Raw genomic sequence first — 16542 nt, forward strand, 5'->3', positions numbered from 1 at the left:
TCCAAGACTCAAAGACCGTGAGCCGATCCGCCGTCTCCCTCGTCGCGCTCCTCTGCGCTTGGGCCTTCACCCAGGCGGCGCCGGCGGCGGCTCAGGAAACCGTGGCCGCTTCGCGTACGGACGGGGCGCCCGCGGTCGACCTGGCCGGCGACGAGATCGGGGTCGACGAAGTCTCGCGCGGCCAGACGGGCTACGGCTTGTCCGTGTTCGCGGGCAGCGAGCCGGAACGCTTCGGGGTCGAGGTCGTCGGCGTCCTGCGCGAGATGGACCCCGGTACAAGCTTCATCGTCGCCCGGCTGAGCGGCAAGGGGCTTGAGGAGTCGGGCGTCGTGGCTGGAATGAGCGGCAGCCCGGTCTACATCGACGACCGTCTGGCCGGCGCCGTGGCCTACTCCTGGGCGTTCACGAGCGAGGCTCTGGCGCTGATCACGCCGATCGCCGCGATGCGGCAGTTGAGTGCGCTCGACCCGGGCGAAGCGGCCGGCGGCTCACTCGGTCTGTCCGCTCCTGGCGCGGCCGCGCCGTTCGAGCGCTCGGTGCGGCAGATTCTCGAACCGCCGGAGGATGTGGCCAAGGCGGTCAGCGAAGTCGTGACCGATCAGCTCGGAGCTCTGTTGGCGCCGGCCGACTGGGGCGGCCGCGGCGCATCGATCGCCACGCTGGGATTCGGCGAGCCCGTCCGTCGGATGCTCGCCGCCGCTCCCGCCGGGCGCGCCGAGGCCTCCGACGCACCCGAGCTCGGCGCGGGCAGCGCGGTCGCGGGCGTCCTGATCGACGGCGACCTGAAGCTCGCCGTCGGCGGCACGGTGACCCGGGTGGAGGATGGTGAAGTGCTGGCCATGGGCCACCCTTATCTCGGTGTGGGGCCCCTGGGGGTGCCGATGGCGACGGTCGAGGTGGTCGGCGTTGTCCCCCGGCTCAACAGCTCGACCCGGCTGAGCAACATCGGTCCGGTGGTCGGCGCCTTCGACCAGGACCGCTTCGCCGGGCTCCGGGGCACGCTCGGCGCCGAGGCCCGGACGATCCCGATGACGATCGACGTCGAGACCCCGAACGGGGAGTCTCGCCGTTTCGACCTCCGGCTCGCCGACCTGCCCATCATGTTGCCGTCGCTGGTCGGCATCCCGACCATGCAGGCGCTCGATTCGGCCTCGTACGGCGCCGGCGAGAGCAGCCTCGACATGACCGGCGTTTTGCGGCTGCGAGGCCACGCCGACGTGCCGCTGCGCCAGGTCTTCGACGGCTCGAACCCCGGCACCCGCGCCGCCTTCTACCTCATCGCCCTGGTGGGCGCCCTCGTCCACTCGGACTACGAGGCGGTGGAGGTCGAGGGCATCGACCTGACGCTGCGGCAGGGCCACGCTCCGCGCACGATCACGATCGAGCGGGCCCAGGCATCGTCCAGCCGGGTCCGCGCGGGCGATACGGTCCAGGTCGTCTTCGACCTGCGCCGGCACCGCGGCGACCGCTTCCAGGAGACGCTGGACGTGGTGGTGCCCGAGGACCGCCGCCCGGGCCGCTACTACCTGTTCGTCGGCGACGGCGTCAGCATCGATGCCGCCCGGCTCCAGCTCCAGCCAGGCAAGGCCTCCTCTCTCGAGGACGAACTGAAGCTGCTGCGGTCCTTCAAGTCCCAGAGCCGGCTTGCGGCGCTCGGCGTCGTGCCGGCGCGCGGTCTGATCGTAGAAGGTCGGCCGATGCCGGACCTGCCGGCCACCGTGCGGTCGATCTGGCAGGCGTCGCCGCTGCAGGGGGAGCCGCGGGCCCTGAACCTGGCGATCGTCAGCGAAGACGGTCGCGATCTCGGCACGCCGCTCGACGGTCTGTTCCGGATCGACCTCCAGATCCTGCCAGGTACGACGCCGTGAGGAGCCGACACCGCACCGCCGCGGCCCTAGCCGCGGCCGCGACGCTGCTGCTCGCCGGCGCCGGGACCGCGGCCGCCTCGGAGGTCCAGATCTGGCGCGCCGAGAGTCAGGCTACCTTCCTTGCCGGCGAACTCGTCGACGTCAGCGTCGATCGCCTGGGCGTTCTGAGGCTCGCCCAGCGCGCGGAGCAGTTCGCCACCCTTTCCGAGCCCTTCCTGTTCTCCTTCGCCGGCGCGAACGGCCGCTTCGCGGCCGGGACCGGCAACTCGGGCAAGGTGCTCGAGATCAGCGCCGGTACCGACACCGGCTCGGTGGCGGAACTCTTCGCGGCCGAGGAACCGGAGATCTTCGCGGTCTGGGTCGATGGCGACGGCGTCGTCTACGCCGGGTCGTCGCCTGACGGCAAGGTGTACCGCAAGCGCCCGGACGGCGAAGTCGAGGTCGTCTTCGACCCGGAGGCGAAGTACATCTGGGCGCTCCTGGGCGACGGTGACGGCGGTCTGCTGGTGGGCACGGGCCCGGAGGGCAAGCTCCATCGTGTCGACCTGGGAAGCGGCGAGTCGACGCTGCTCTACGACAGCACGGATCTGCACATCCGCTCGCTCGCCCGGCGCGCGGACGGCACGGTGTTCGCCGGCACCGCGGGCGAGGGCCTCCTGCTCGAGATCGACGCCGGGGGAGCGGCCCGCACTCTCTACGACGCGGCCGGGCCTGAGGTGCTGGCGATCGTTCCGGGTGAGGAAGGCGCTTTCTACGCGACCGCTCTGGCTTCGGAAGCGAGTTTCGTCGACCTGAGCAGCGCGCGGCGCTCCTCCTCGAGCAGCTCGTCGAGCGGGGCCACCAGCCGTACCGGCGGCAACGGCGGCAGTTCGACGGAATCGAACGACCAGACGACCCAGGTCACGGCCCAGGCGGGGGCGATCTCGGTCGGCAGCCGCGCCGCCTCGTTCAAGGGACCTCGTTCCGAGGTGCTGCGGATCGATGGGAGCGGCTCGGTCGAGTCGATCTGGAAGTTCGAGGCCGAAACGGTGTACGCCCTGAGCTACCAGCAGGGCAGGCTTTGGGTCGCCACGGGCCAGGAGGGCAAGCTGTTCAGCTACCAGAACGAGCAGATGGTGCTCGAGAAGGACCTCGACCAGGGCCAGATCGTCGGACTCGCGGAGGGGCCCACGGGCCCCGTCTTCGCGAGCACGAACGCGGCGGCCGTCTACGGCTTCGTCGGCGGCGGGTCCGCCGGGCTGGCGGAGCGGGGCACGGTCACCGCCAAGCCGCTCGACGCGTCGTCCGTGGCGAGCTTCGGCTCGATCCGCTGGCGCGGACGCGCCGGCGACGGAGTCGAGGTCGCGCTCTCCGCCCGCAGCGGCATGAGCTCGACGCCGGACGAGACCTGGTCCGGGTGGACAACGGCCTCCGTGGCGCGGGAGGCGCCGCTCTTCGACCTGCCGCCGGGCCGGTACCTGCAGTGGCGGGCCGAACTTCGCGGCAGCGGTGACCGGACCCCCGAGGTCGTCGCGGTCGAGGTCACCTACCGCCAGCACAACCGCAAGCCGGAGATCAAGAAGCTGGAGGTCCTGCCCGCGGGCACGATCCTGGTGCCGACGAACTTCAACCCCTCGAACCAGGTCTACGAACCGGCGCACCCGAACCGCGACCGCATCTTCACCGTCGTCGGCGATCCGGCGCAGACCCAGAGAGGCTCCACCAAGACCCTCTGGAAGCTCGGTTACCGGACCCTGCGCTGGGAGGCCGAGGATCCGAACAAGGACCGTCTCCGGTACCGGCTCTCGTTCGCCGGCGAGGCGGAACTGGCTGCTTCCGGGAAAGAGGCGGGCGATCCGGAGGCACTGTGGCTGGAAGTGGCGGACGACCTGAAGGCAGCGTTCTTCAGCTTCGATGCCACTGTGCTGCCGGACGGCGTCTACCGCTTCCGGGTGGAAGCCAGCGACCGGCTCGACAACGTCACTGGCGAGGCGCTGGAGGCGGAGGAGATATCGGCCGCGGTGGTCGTCGACCACAGCCCGGCCCGCCTCGTCTCCGCTACCCGCGACGGCGACCGGGTGACCGCGGTGGTCGAGGACGCCTGGAGCCCGCTACGCGAGGCGGTGCTCAGCGTCGACGCGGGCGAGTGGCGTTCCGTCCGGGTCGAGGACGGCCTCCTCGACAGCCAGCGCGAGACGCTCTCCATCACGGCTCCGTCCGGCGCCAGGCTGCTGCTCCTGCGGCTCACCGACGCCGCTCACAACGTGACCACGATCGACCTTTCGAATCAGCTCGGGAGCGGCCAGTGACCCAGCGGCCAGCAACCCAGCGAGTGGGGGTCTTCCCGGGTTCCTTCGACCCGGTCCACAACGGCCACGTCGACCTGATCGAGCGCGCCCGCCGGCTCTTCGACGTGCTCTACATCGCCGTCCTCTACAACGAGCAGAAGCAGGCCCTGTTCTCGGTGGAGGAGCGGATCGATCTGCTACGGGACCTGGTCGGCGATTCCGGCGATTGCCGGGTCGAGAGCTTCAGCGGCCTCCTCGTCGACTACGCCCGCGAACGGAACGCCACCGCGGTCGTCCGCGGCCTCCGCTCCGGCGCCGACTTCGACTACGAGCTGCCGATGACCCTGATGAACCGCCGCCTCGCTCCCGGCATCGACACGATCTTCCTGCTCCCGGCGCCCGAGTGGATCTACCTTTCGAGCCGGCTGACCAAGGAGGTCGGCAGCCTCGACGGCAACCTGTCGGGCGTCGTGCCGCCCGGGGTGCTGGAGGCGCTGCGCCGGAAGCTGGGCTGAGCGGGGCGCGGCCGACAGGCACGCCGGGTGCCTCCTAGTTCGGACTGACGGTCCCCGTCGACGTCAGGCTCGTTCCGGTCAGCGGGTCGTGGACCGTGATGACGTAGGAGTGCTCGCGCCGCCGGAGTTCCAGGTCGGTCTGGTAGTAGAAGATCTGGCCGGGCTGCGGCTCCTGGGGGCCGGAGATCGGGACCCTCTCGAAGGACACCTCCGCGCGGTTGCCGCCTTCGTCCATCGCCGTGACCCGAACCTCCACCACGCTCAGCCACTCGTCGCCGGTGGGCAGGAGCTGGATCTCGTCGAGCGGAATCGCCACTTCGACGGGGACGGACATCCTGCGGCGGCCGGCGCGGACGGGTTCGGAGAGGCGCACCTGGAGCGGCAGGGCCCCGGGCGGATCGCCGAACAGCAGAGCCGCCTTCGCCGTCATGTCTAGTTCGTGGTCTCGCGACATGTCGACGTAGCCTTCGCGCGTGCGTGCGTCGAGGTCGGCTCGGCCTACTAGCCGGACCACGATCTGATGAAATCTGTTGTCCTCGCGGCGCTGGGGCTCGAAACCGAGCCAGTAGTACGAGCGCGTGTCCGCGACCACGCTGGCCAGCGCGACATCCCGGCGCGCGTTGATCAGCGGTACGCCTCCTGTCGAAGACGCGAGGAGGTGCAAGGCGCTGTGGATGGTGTCTTCTCTCTGGAGCGCGCCCGGCGCCGGACCGGCCGTGTCGGGCTCGGCGTTGGCGCCGAATCCTCTCGACGCGTCTCCGAAGAAGTCTCGGGTGAGGCCCGGCACGTCCACCGGGTAGAGGGAGAAGCCGATCAGGTTCGCGGTCGACACGAGCGGCCCGTACAGGTCGTGCTCGCTCATCACCCTGCGGTCGACGGGGAGGGTGCTGCCGGGCAAGCGCTCCCGGGCGAAGATCTCCACCGACCCTGGCCAGCCGCCGGTGAGCAGCAGCATCACCTTGCGGCCGGGCCGGTCGGAGAATCGGCGCATAGTGGCCATCGCCGCCAGCACGGAACTCTCCAACTGGTTGCTCAGCTTCTCCCGATAGCGGAGGTCCATTCGGGAGTCATCGCCGCTCAGGCCCGATGCGACCTGCTGCCCCGCTCCGAGGAGTCCGCTCTGATCCCTGCCGGCTTGGTGTTCTGCCATCAGTTGTTGGTCCCGAGCGACCTGGTTCCGTTCCGAGAGTTGCAGCAAGCCGTGGGATGGCCGGGAGCGGGCTCGGTCCAGCGCGTCTCTGAACCGGTCTGCCGAGTTCGTCCACTCCGTCAGCGTTTCCACGGTCTGGCCGTCGTAGGCGATGGCGGCGATCCGGTCCGCCGGACCGAGTCCTCCAAAGTCGTCCGCCAGGTGGTCGAGCACTCTGTTGCGGTCGCGCTCGATCGAAAAGAGGTCGTCGATGAAGATCAGGAAGTTCGTGCCGACCGGCGCGTTCAGATCCAGGGCTGGTACCGCTGAGATGTCGGCGGTCGCTCCTCCGGCGGCGAGGCCGTCCTCGATCTCCGTGAAGTAGGCGATCGGCGTTGGCTCGCCATCGACCAAGAGCTCGAAATCCGACGGTTTCAGGCCCTGGACGCGGTTCCCCTGACGGTCGGTGACGACCACTTCGACGTTTACCACGCGAACGTCGATCGTCTCCGAGAACACCTCCGGGATCTCCACCTCCTGGCCCGGTGCCGGGACGGCCGTCCACACGAAAGCCGCGAAGAGCAAAGCGGAGCCGGCCTGACGGCTGACAGACCCGCGCACCCACGACTGGAGGGTTCGCCGGGACTTCACCGTGGTCGCCGCTGTCAGTTTGCGCCGCGGTGGACGTTGCCGCCGGCGTCGACGGTCCAGGTGTCCGTGCCGTGGATCAACTGGTCGAGGGTCTGCGGCCGCGCCGTCGTCAACTCGTCGATCTGGTCGATGACGCCGGCGTCGTAGGTGGGGGCATCGACCGCGCGGAGCACGCCCAGGGGGACCGGGAAGTCGCCGAGGCCGTCGCCCGTGGAGATGCTTGCCATCTGGAACGCCAGGGACGGATTCGCGTGTTTCTCGTCCCACACGAGGCAGTCGTCGGCACTCTTGCCGTTGCCCAGTTCGATGACCTCGAAGTCCGTTCCCGTAAAGCGCAGGCCCTTGTCCTGGTTGTCGCCGAACACCAGGGGCTTGCCATGCTCGAGGTAGAGGCCGTTCTGCTGCCGGCCCGTCTTGTCGGTCAGGGCGGCGAACGCCTTGTCGTTGTAGATGTTGCAGTTCTGCATCACCTCGACGAACGCCGATCCCTTGTGTTCGGCCGCCCGCTTCAGCACCGCCTTGAGATGGGGCATGAAGATGTCGACGCTGCGCGCGACGAACGTGGCGCCGGCGCCGATCGCGATGTTCAGCGGGTTGAAGGGGAAGTCGACCGACCCGTGGGGCGTCGACTTCGTCCGCTTGCCGAGTTCGCTGGTGGGCGAGTACTGCCCCTTGGTCAGGCCGTAAACCCGGTTGTTGAACAGCAGGATCTTGAGGTTCACGTTCCGGCGCAGAGTGTGAATCAGGTGGTTGCCGCCGATCGAGAGGGCGTCGCCGTCGCCCGTGACCACCCAGACATCCAGGTCGGGCCGGGTCATCTTGATCCCGGTCGCCACGGCGGGCGCGCGGCCGTGAATCGAGTGGAAGCCGTAGGTGTTCATGTAGTACGGGAAGCGGCTGGAACAGCCGATACCGGACACGATGACGAACTTCTCGCGGGGAATCCCGAGTTCCGGGAACACCTGCTGGACCGCGGAGAGGATGGCGTAGTCGCCGCAGCCGGGACACCAGCGCACCTCCTGGTCGCTCTGGAAGTCCTTCCTGGTCAGCGGCGGCGCTTCGGTGGTGTTCATCTCTGGTTCGACTCTCCGGTCATCTGTTCGATCCGGTGGAGGATTTCGTCCCGCGTGAAGGGCTTGCCTTCGACCTTCGAGTAGGTCTCGATGTCCTTCAGGTAGCGGGCCCGCAGGAGCAGGGCCAGTTGACCCAGGTTCATCTCCGGCACCAGGACGCGCTCGAAGCGGTCGAGCACATCGCCCAGGTTGCGGGGGAAGGGGTTGATGTGCCACAGGTGGGCGCGGCTGACCGTGAGGCCGTCGGCCCGGGCCTGGTTCACGGCGCCGGTGATCGCGCCCAGAGTGCTGCCCCAGCCGAGCACGAGGAGCTTGCCGCTCTGCGGCCCTTCCACCTTCAGGTCGGGGATGTCGTTCACGATCCGCGCCACCTTTTCGGCGCGCAGGCGCACCATGTGGTCGTGGTTCTCCGGCTCGTAGTTCACGTTGCCGGTGACGTCCTCCTTCTCGAGCCCGCCGATCCGGTGCTCGAGGCCGGGTGTGCCGGGGATGGCCCACGGCCGGGCGAGCGTCTGCTCGTCCCGCATGTAGGGCAGAAAGCCCTCGGCGCTCTGGTGAAAGTCGACCCGGAGGTCGGGAAGGTCCTCGACCTGCGGGATGCGCCACGGCTCCGCGCCGTTCGCGATGTAGCCGTCGGAGAGCAGGATGACGGGCGTCATGTAGGCCGTCGCCATGCGAACCGCCTCGAGCGCCGTGTCGAAGCAGTTGGCGGGCGAGGACGCGGCGATAACCGGCACCGGCGACTCGTTGTTCCGGCCGAACATGACCTGCAGCAGGTCCGCCTGCTCGGTCTTCGTGGGCAGACCGGTCGAGGGTCCGCCGCGCTGGATGTCGCAGATGACGAGGGGCAGCTCGACCATGACCGCCAGGTTGATCCCCTCCGCCTTGAGCGCGATCCCGGGACCGCTCGAGCAACTGACGCCGAGGTTGCCGCCGAAGGACGCTCCGATGGCGGCGCAGACGGCGGCGATCTCGTCCTCCGCCTGGTAGGTGGTGACGCCGAAGTGCTTGTAGGTCGCCAGTTCGTGGAGCACGTCGCTGGCGGGCGTGATCGGATAGGCGCCGAGGAACAGGGGCAGGCCACTGCGGCGGCTGGCGGCGACCAGGCCGATGGCGAGCGCCGAGTTGCCGTGGATGCTGCGGTAGGTGCCGGGCTCCAGCTTGGCCGGCTCCACGTCGTACCGCACCTGGAAGGCGTCGGTGATGTCGCAGAAGTTCCAGCCTGCCTTCATCACCTTGACGTTGGCCTCGGCGATCTCGGGCCGGCGCCGGAACTTGACCCGGAGCCAGTCGATCGTCGGTTCGAGGGGCCGGCTGAACAGCCAGTAGATCATCCCCAGGGCGAGGAAGTTCTTGCAGCGGTCCTTGGAGCGGACGTCGAGTTCGCTCTCCTCCAGTGCCCGCCGCGTCATCGTCGTCAGGGCGACCCGGTACAGCCGGAAGGCGTTCAGGCTGTCGTCCTCGAGCGGGTTCGACTCGTAGCCGGCCCGCTTCAGGTTGCGCGGCGTGAACTCGTCCGTGTTGACGATGATCACGCCATTGTCGCGCAGGTCTCGGAGGTTCGCCTTGAGCGCCGCCGGGTTCATCGCGACGAGCACGTCCGGCGCGTCGCCCGGAGTGTGGATGTCGTGGTCGGCGATGCGGACCTGGAACGCGGAGACGCCCGGCAGCGTCCCCGCCGGCGCCCGGATCTCGGCCGGGAAGTCGGGCAGCGTCGAGAGGTCATTGCCGATCAGCGCCGACGTGTTCGTGAACTGCGTGCCGGTGAGCTGCATGCCGTCGCCGGAGTCGCCGGCGAAGCGGATGACGACATCGGAGACGGTTGCTTCAGCGGCTTTGCCGGCATCCGTCTGCCCTGCGATCGGGAGGGTCATGGTGGTTCCTGGGATGTGGCAGCCGGACGCTATCGGGGGCGAAACTCTGCCCGCCGCCGCGCCAGCGGGCTCCGTCCGCGGGACAGTCTGGTGGCAGATAGTACCATGACGCTGCCCCGCGCATCGGCGAGAACCTCAGGTGCCCAGTCGCGAGAAAGAAGCGAGCCGAAGCAGGCCATGGCGGCGAGTCGTCTGGCTGTCTGCGGCCGCTCTCACGCTGGCGCTCTCGATCGTCACGGTGTCGCTGGATGCGCCTCTGGCGCTCGACTTGCTCGCGTGGACCCTGATCACCGTCATCGGGGGTGTCGTCGGTTGGGCGCTCTTCGTCTGGCTGCAGCGCCGGTTGCTGTGGCGGGTGGGCCGGCGACTCGCCTTCAGCTACGTGTTGCTTGGTCTGCTGCCGTTCCTGCTCAGCCTGGTGCTGGTCATCGTCGCCGCCTATCTGCTGTCCGGGTTCTTCCTGGGTCACCTCTACCGCGACGCGGCGATCGGTCTTCACGAGGAACTCGAGGCGGTGTCCGGGTTCCTTCTTCAGCCTCTCGAGATAGGGCTGCTGGATCCCTCCGCCTTGCCTGCCGCGCAGGGCGGCGCGGCATTGGCGTACTACCAGGACGACATCCGCGCGGGCGGGGATCCGAGGGCGCCGGCGTCATTTCCCGCGTGGCTGGAGGCGGAGGGGACGACGGATGGGCAGCGGCGCCGGACCAGGGTTCCGCCGCTGGTCGTCCTGCCCGATGGTTCGGCGACCCTCGCAGCGGTGTTTCGCCGGGGGGCCTCGGCGGTCATCGCGTTCTACGACCCGGCGGCGGGTGGGCTGCTGGAACGGGAGCTCAGCCGGCGAAGCGACGTCTGGACACGGCTTCGCGGCCCGGGCGAGACGGACGGTACGGGTTCGACGGTCCAGATCTTCGGCGGCCCGCAGTTCGTCCTGCAGCCATTGGCGCGAACTCAGGGAAGCGCGGAGCGGGAGGCGTTCTTCGAGTCCCTGAACGCCAGTTCTCCCTTGAGCATTGTCGGCGTCGAGATGGCCGGACCGCTCCATGCGTTCGCCGACGGCGCGCCGGTCTCGCCGTCGGTGTCGGTGTCGTTGGCGGCGACCCAGCCAATCGTCTTCCGCCATCTCTTCTCTCCCTCGAGCCAGGTGGACACGCTGGGCTGGATCTTTTTCATCATTCCCGCCTTCCTGCTCTTCGACGTCTTCGTCGCGGCGACGATCATGGCCATGTTCATGATCCTCGGCCTCAGCCGGGCCGTGAATCGCTTGAGCACGGCCACCGGGGCCGTTCAGGCAGGAGATTTCTCGGCCCGCATTCCGGTGCGGCGCAAGGATCAGCTCGGCGCTCTTCAGCGATCGTTCAACGAGATGGCGGCAGGCCTCGAACGCCTGATCGCCGAGCGAACGGCCCGGCGGGCCCTGGAGCGGGAACTCGAGTTCGCCCGCGAGGTCCAGAAGAACCTGATTCCGGGCCAGGGATTCCAGGTCGAGGGGGTCGAGTTCGCCACCTTCTTCGAGCCGTCGGCGGCGATCGGCGGCGACTACTTCGACATCCTCGAGCTTCCTGGTGAATGGGAAGGCGACAGGGGCCGGCTTGGCGTCGTCATCGCGGACGTGGCCGGGCACGGTCTCTCGGCCGGCCTCCGCATGGCGATGCTCAAGGCCGGCCTGTTGACCCTGGTGGGGGAGGGCAAGCCGGCGCGGCAACTGCTTCCCGCTCTGGACGGACTGGTGCGCAAGGCGAGCAGCCGCAGCAAGGAACGCGCTTCCGCGGCGCCCGGTGACCGCGACCGTGTGTTCGTCACGGCGAGTCTCTCCCTGATCGACGTCTCGACCGGCGTGGTCGAGATGACGAACGCTGGCCATCCTCCCGCCTACCTGCTGCGGAACGGCGAGATCGAGGAGATTCTGCTCGCCGGGTCTCCGCTCGGCGCGCTCGGTGCGGACTACGGCTTCCGGCGGTTCGAACTCGAGCCTGGCGACGTCATGGTCTGGCTCTCGGACGGCTTCATCGAGGCCGCGGACAAAGGCGGCGAGGTCTTTGGCTACGAGCGCACGATCGGCTCCCTCAAGGGCTCTGCCGACAGCGCCATGGAAGTGCGGGACCGCATTCTCGGGGACATCCGAAGCCACACCGAAGGCGTGGGCGCCGAGGACGATCTCACCCTGGTTGTGATGCGCTACCAGCCGGAGGCGGCCACCTCCGAGACGCCGGCCGACGAGCTGCTGCGGGCGGCCGGCGGCTGAGGGGAAGGGTGCGCGTCGTCCTCCGGGTCGCCCTGGCGGCCACGGTTCTGCTGGCCGGCGCTGCGGCGGCCGGCGCCGAGCTCGCGATTCTGACCAACGGCCACCGCTACAAGGTGACGGAGTGGGAAGTTCAGCACCCCGGCCAGGCCGTGGGGGCCGAGCGGATCCGTCTGAGCCTGGAAGGCGGCGGGACGGTGACCCTGCCGCTGATGCAGGTCGAGCGCATCGTCGATGACGAGATCGTCGAGGAGCCGCCGCCGGACTCTCCGGCTGAGCCCGGCTTCACGTTCGACTACCTGCCCGGGCAGACGGCGCCGCCGACGCCCTACGGGGAGCTCTTTCTCGAGGTGGGCCGCGAGCACGAACTGAATCCCGATCTGCTGGCGGCCCTGGCGAGGGCCGAGTCGAACTACGACGCGGGCGCCGTGTCCAACAAGGGCGCCCGGGGCCTGCTCCAGTTGATGCCGGCCACCGCCGAACGATTCGGCGTGTCGCCGCGTGAACTCCACGACCCGGCCCGGAACGTCCTCGCGGCGGCCCGCTACCTGACCTGGCTTCGCCGTCGCTTCGAGGACGATCTGCCGCGCGTGCTCGCCGGCTACAACGCCGGTGAAGGCGCCGTCGACGCCCATGACGGCGTTCCGCCCTACCGCGAAACCGTGACCTTCATCGGCCGCGTCTACGGCTTCCTCGGCCTGTAGCCAGCGTCACCGCGCCCGCGGGTGGTACTGGTCGTACAGCGTCCGCAGGCGGTGCTCGTGGATGTGTGTGTAGATCTGCGTCGTCGTGATGTTCGCGTGTCCGAGCATGACCTGGACGGCCCTCAGGTCGGCGCCGTGCTCCAGCAGGTGTGTGGCGAAGCTGTGGCGCAGCACGTGGGGCGACAGGTCGGGGATGCCCGCGCCCCGCCCGTAGTTCCTGAGCAGCTTCCAGAAGCCCTGCCGGGTCAGTCCGCTGCCGCGATAGCTGACGAAGACGACATCGTGGCGGCCCTTCGCCATCGCCGGCCGCACCTCCTTCAGGTAGCGCTGGAGCCAGGTTTCGGCCGACTCGCCCACCGGCACCACCCGTTCCTTGGCCCCCTTGCCGAACGCGATCAGGAAGCCGGCCTCGAGTTGGAGCTGGCTTCGTTCGAGGCCGACCATCTCGCTGACGCGGAGCCCCGTGGCGTAGAGCAGCTCGATCATCGCCCGGTCCCTTACGCCCGGAGCCCGGCTCGTGTCCGGGGCGCGGAGCAGTGCCTCGACCTGCTCCTCCCGCAGCACCTTGGGCAGGCGTCGCGGCAGGCGTGGCGGGTACAGGTTGACCGCCGGGTTGTCGTCGCGGTCGCCCTCGTTCACGAGGAAGGCGTAGAACCGGCGCATCGAGACCAGGGCGCGGCTTACCGAGCGGGGCGACAACCCGTCCCGGCGCAGGCGTCGCAGGTGCTGGCCGAGTTGGTCAACGGACGCCGTCAACAGGTTGCCGCCGGCGTCCTCCAGGTTGCCTGCCAGCCGGACGAGATCGCGGCGGTAAGCGTCCACCGTGTGCTGCGAGAGGCCGCGCTCCACCAGGAGCCCGTCCAGATAGCGGTCGAGTGTCCGTTCACTCTCAGACACTCTGGCGGGCCTGCTCAGCGTGTTCGTAGCGGCCATTCCTATAGCCAGGAATCTATCAGTCGCCAAACACTGGGTGCGCGGGTCCTCTGACCCGCATCGAGCCCGAGTCACGCCACGCTACGATTCCCCGATGATAAAGCGCACGATCGCTACAGCCCTTTGTTCGCTCTCCCTTCTTTGCCTCGCCGTCTGCGGCCAGCCCGCTCCCGATACCGCGACTCTGCTCGCCACCTGGATCGACGACCTCTCGGACGACGCGATGGAGGGACGCGGCCCGGGTACCGCCGGCGACGTCATGGCCCGACAGTACATAGCCGACGTGATGGCCGACACGGGCCTTGAACCCGCCGCGGCGGATGGAAGCTGGGAGCAGCCGTTCGACATCGTTGGCATCGACGCTGCCGTGCCCGAAACCTGGACCTTCCGTTCGGGCGGCGGCGACAGCGTCGACTTCGCCTTCTGGGACGAGTTCATCGCGCACAGCGGCGTGCAGTCCGAGCGGGCCGCGATCGAAGACGCCGAGGTCGTGTTCGTCGGCTACGGCATCCAGGCGCCCGAGTACGGCTGGGACGACTACGGCGACGCCGACCTCACCGGCAAGGTGCTGGTCATGCTGAACAACGACCCGGACTGGGATCCGGACCTGTTCGAGGGCAACCGGCGCCTCTACTACGGCCGCTGGACCTACAAGTACGAGAGCGCCGCGGCCCAGGGCGCGGCCGGCGCGATCATCATCCACACGACGCCTTCGGCCGGCTATGGCTTCAATGTGGTCCAGACGTCCTGGACGGGTCCACAGTTCGAACTCCCCGACGAAGGTGAACCGCGGACGCAGGTCAACGCCTGGCTGACGGAAGAGGCGTCACGGCGCCTGTTCGAGCTGGCCGGCGTCGACTACGACGAGACCCTGGAGTCGGCCCGCAACGCCGACTTCACGCCGGTGCCGCTCGGTCTGTCCACCAGTCTGTCGCTCGCGAACACCGTGACGAGCGAGCAGACGGCCAACGTGCTCGGCGCCCTGCCGGGCAGTGACCCGGAACTGGCCGACGAGTGGATCGTGTTCACGGCCCACCACGACCACATCGGCATCTCGCCGGACGAGAGCCTGGAGGACCGCATTTACAACGGCGCCCTCGACAACGCGGCCGGCGTCGCCCAGGTGCTCGCGATCGCCGGTGAACTGGCCGCGCAGAGCCCCGGACCGAGCCGCTCCATGCTGTTCCTGCTGGTCGGGGCGGAGGAGCAGGGCCTGCTCGGATCCGAGTACTACGCCGCCCACCCGACGGTTCCGCCGGGAAAGATGGTCGCGAACATCAACTACGACGGCGGCAACCAGTGGGGCCGCACCCGCGACGTGACCTACATCGGCTACGGCAAATCGAGCCTGGACGGGGTCGTCGAGGCCGCGGCAGCCGAACAGGGACGCACCGTGCTGCCCGACCAGTTTCCCGACCGGGGCTTCTTCTACCGCTCCGACCAGTTGAACTTCGCCCGCATCGGCGTGCCGGCGATCTACCTGGACAACGGCACCGACTTCATCGGCCGGCCGCCGGGCTGGGGCGCGGAGCAACTGGAGGCCTGGACGACGAACGTCTACCACCAGGTGTCCGACGAGTACAGCGAGGACTGGAACTTCGACGGCATGGTCGACGACGTCGAACTCGGCCTGGCCTGCGCCCGGGCCATCTCCGAGAACCCCGAATTCCCGACCTGGAACCCCGGCGACGAGTTCGAGGCAGCGCGCCTCGCCGCGCTCGCCGCTGTCGAGTAGCACAAGGAGAGGATCCGATGACCGAAGCCCGCATCGCGGACCGCGTCCCGGCGAAGATCGAACTGGAAGCCGGCACCTACTGGTGGTGCCGCTGCGGCGAGTCGAAGAATCAACCGTTCTGCGATGGCTCCCACCGGGGTACGGAGTTCGAACCGATGCGCCTTGCACTGGAGGAGGATCGCCGCGTCGCCCTCTGTCAGTGCAAGCGCAGCGAGAAGATGCCGCACTGCGACGGCAGCCACCGGTTCCTGGACTGACTGGCTCAGCCGGGCACGATCTCGGCATCATGCCCGCACCACACCAGGCCTGACACCAGCTTCGGCAGAAACCGGGTCGACTTGGGGGGCAGCAGGTCGCCGTCTTCGGTGGCGAGCGCGAACTGCTTTGGGGTCATCGGGGGCAGGAAGACGCCGGCGGTGATTTCGGCGCGCTCGAGCAGCGCGACGATGTCGTCGGGGTTCGCCTCGTAGGCGATGCTGCCGTTGGTGGCTGACTCGATGGGTACGCCGGTGGTCTTCAACAGGTGATGGTGGAGCAGGACGGCGGGCAGGTTCGCCTTGCGGCCCGGAGTGTCCGCCGGGGCGGCGTCCGGGTCGAGGGTCCAGAGTTCGGGGGCCTCGTCGCCCTCGAACCTGACGGCGAGCGCCGGTTGATCGGCCGCGGCGACGCAGGCGGCGATGGCTGCGCCGGCTCTTTCCCCGAGGGTCTCCCTCCGCAACGGCAGGGCGGACATCGCCTCGCGGTTCACCGGCACCCGAACGCCGCGATGGACCGGGTCGATCCGCAGGTTCGCGGAGGCCAGGCTGGTCAGTACGACCATCTTGCACGCCGCGGCGGTGCCGCTTGCGGCGCCCTCCTCGGCGGCGTAGGTCTGGGCGACCTGGGTGCGGTGGTGGCCGTCGGCGATTGCGGCGCGGGCGCCGGCGAGGGCGCCTGCGTAGGCGGCGATGCGCTCGGCGTCCGTGATCCGGTGGAGCGTGTGGACGTCGCCCGTCCACGGATCCGTGTGGCTGACCAGGGCATCTCCCGCGGCGCCGTCGCAGTCTTCGGCGAGCAGATGTTCCAGCGTGCCGTCGTCTTCGGCGAGGTAGAAGACGGGCTCGATGTCGATCCGGCTGAGCCGCAGCAGGTCCAGGCGCTCAGCGATCGACTTGGCAACCGTCTGCTCGTGCGGCCAGAGATCACCTTCGCGTCCCGGCTCGACGCCGACCAGGGCGCACAGGCCCAGCCGGATCGAGCCGTCCGGCTGGGTGATCGCGTAGGGGTAGATCGACGGTGTTTCGTCCCGCACCACGACTCCGGTTCCGGTCCATTCGCGGTGGAGCGCCACGGAGTGTTCGTGCGGCGTCAGATCGCCGTGTCCGACCGGTTTCGTGACGCGCGCGAACTGGTGCGGTGACTGCGCGTGCAGGCGGTCTCGCAGGGACTCGTCGATCTGGTCGAACGGCGGCGCCGCCTGCAGCGAGGCGTCGACCGTGGCGGAGTTGTAGTGGTAGCCCTGGAAGGCGTAGAGCTTCATGTCGATTCCTGGGAGGTCTGGAGGTGGGTCGGGTG

Annotated in this window: 12 protein-coding genes; 7 read left to right on the forward strand and 5 right to left on the reverse strand. The window is 69.0% G+C overall.

Going from position 1 to position 16542, the window contains the following annotated elements:
- The first annotated feature begins 17 nt into the window (after positions 1-17).
- From OXI49_02265 to coaD, 3 genes are read left to right on the forward strand one after another with little or no spacing between them, the layout of a single operon-like run.
- Positions 18-1868: a hypothetical protein gene (locus OXI49_02265; protein MDE2689305.1), complete on the forward strand. Its 1851-nt coding sequence runs from the start codon at positions 18-20 to the stop codon at positions 1866-1868.
- Entirely contained in the window at positions 1865-4156 is a 2292-nt protein-coding gene (locus OXI49_02270; GenBank protein MDE2689306.1) for a hypothetical protein, read from the forward strand. Before OXI49_02265 ends, OXI49_02270 begins: the two co-directional genes overlap by 4 nt.
- Complete coding sequence (gene coaD / locus OXI49_02275) at positions 4153-4650, forward strand: pantetheine-phosphate adenylyltransferase (GenBank protein ID MDE2689307.1); 498 nt, start codon at positions 4153-4155, stop codon at positions 4648-4650. Before OXI49_02270 ends, coaD begins: the two co-directional genes overlap by 4 nt.
- A gap of 34 nt (positions 4651-4684) precedes the next feature.
- Here the strand turns inward: coaD and OXI49_02280 are convergent, their stop codons facing one another.
- From OXI49_02280 to OXI49_02290, 3 genes are read right to left on the reverse strand one after another with little or no spacing between them, the layout of a single operon-like run.
- Positions 4685-6430: a VWA domain-containing protein gene (locus OXI49_02280; protein ID MDE2689308.1), complete on the reverse strand. Its 1746-nt coding sequence runs from the start codon at positions 6428-6430 to the stop codon at positions 4685-4687.
- A 14-nt stretch (positions 6431-6444) separates the two neighbouring features.
- Positions 6445-7503 (reverse strand): 2-oxoacid:ferredoxin oxidoreductase subunit beta, encoded by a 1059-nt coding sequence (locus OXI49_02285; protein ID MDE2689309.1) that lies wholly within the window; start codon positions 7501-7503, stop codon positions 6445-6447.
- Positions 7500-9377: a 2-oxoacid:acceptor oxidoreductase subunit alpha gene (locus tag OXI49_02290; GenBank protein ID MDE2689310.1), complete on the reverse strand. Its 1878-nt coding sequence runs from the start codon at positions 9375-9377 to the stop codon at positions 7500-7502. The genes OXI49_02285 and OXI49_02290 overlap by 4 nt, the downstream gene beginning before the upstream one ends.
- 139 nt (positions 9378-9516) lie before the next feature.
- On the opposite strand from OXI49_02290, the gene OXI49_02295 reads away from it, so the two are divergent.
- Positions 9517-11619 (forward strand): SpoIIE family protein phosphatase, encoded by a 2103-nt coding sequence (locus tag OXI49_02295; protein MDE2689311.1) that lies wholly within the window; start codon positions 9517-9519, stop codon positions 11617-11619.
- An 8-nt stretch (positions 11620-11627) separates the two neighbouring features.
- The gene (locus OXI49_02300; protein MDE2689312.1) at positions 11628-12320 is read left to right on the forward strand and encodes a lytic transglycosylase domain-containing protein; all 693 of its coding nucleotides are present in this window, start codon (positions 11628-11630) and stop codon (positions 12318-12320) included.
- Positions 12321-12326: 6 nt separating this feature from the next.
- On the opposite strand, the gene xerD is transcribed toward OXI49_02300, so the two are convergent.
- Positions 12327-13253 (reverse strand): site-specific tyrosine recombinase XerD, encoded by a 927-nt coding sequence (gene xerD / locus OXI49_02305; GenBank protein ID MDE2689313.1) that lies wholly within the window; start codon positions 13251-13253, stop codon positions 12327-12329.
- A 94-nt stretch (positions 13254-13347) separates the two neighbouring features.
- Between xerD and OXI49_02310 the strand changes: the two genes are divergently transcribed.
- A complete protein-coding gene (locus OXI49_02310; protein ID MDE2689314.1) occupies positions 13348-14988 on the forward strand; it encodes a M28 family peptidase in 1641 nt (546 codons plus the stop codon).
- A 17-nt stretch (positions 14989-15005) separates the two neighbouring features.
- The gene (locus OXI49_02315; GenBank protein MDE2689315.1) at positions 15006-15245 is read left to right on the forward strand and encodes a CDGSH iron-sulfur domain-containing protein; all 240 of its coding nucleotides are present in this window, start codon (positions 15006-15008) and stop codon (positions 15243-15245) included.
- Positions 15246-15250: 5 nt separating this feature from the next.
- Here OXI49_02315 and OXI49_02320 read toward each other — a convergent pair whose 3' ends face one another.
- A complete protein-coding gene (locus OXI49_02320) occupies positions 15251-16507 on the reverse strand; it encodes a DUF1015 family protein (GenBank protein ID MDE2689316.1) in 1257 nt (418 codons plus the stop codon).
- Positions 16508-16542: the final 35 nt, after the last annotated feature.

The sequence above is a fragment of the Acidobacteriota bacterium genome, assembly GCA_028875725.1.
Lineage (GTDB): Bacteria > Acidobacteriota > Thermoanaerobaculia > Multivoradales > Multivoraceae > Multivorans.

Excerpts from the sequence above, each read along its gene's own strand:
- OXI49_02290 (MDE2689310.1), bottom strand. The coding sequence starts at position 9,377 with ATGACCCTCCCGATCGCAGGGCAGACGGATGCCGGCAAAGCCGCTGAA.
- OXI49_02285 (MDE2689309.1), bottom strand. The coding sequence starts at position 7,503 with ATGAACACCACCGAAGCGCCGCCGCTGACCAGGAAGGACTTCCAGAGC.
- xerD (MDE2689313.1), bottom strand. The coding sequence starts at position 13,253 with ATGGCCGCTACGAACACGCTGAGCAGGCCCGCCAGAGTGTCTGAGAGT.
- OXI49_02320 (MDE2689316.1), bottom strand. The coding sequence starts at position 16,507 with ATGAAGCTCTACGCCTTCCAGGGCTACCACTACAACTCCGCCACGGTC.
- OXI49_02310 (MDE2689314.1), top strand. The coding sequence starts at position 13,348 with ATGATAAAGCGCACGATCGCTACAGCCCTTTGTTCGCTCTCCCTTCTT.
- OXI49_02315 (MDE2689315.1), top strand. The coding sequence starts at position 15,006 with ATGACCGAAGCCCGCATCGCGGACCGCGTCCCGGCGAAGATCGAACTG.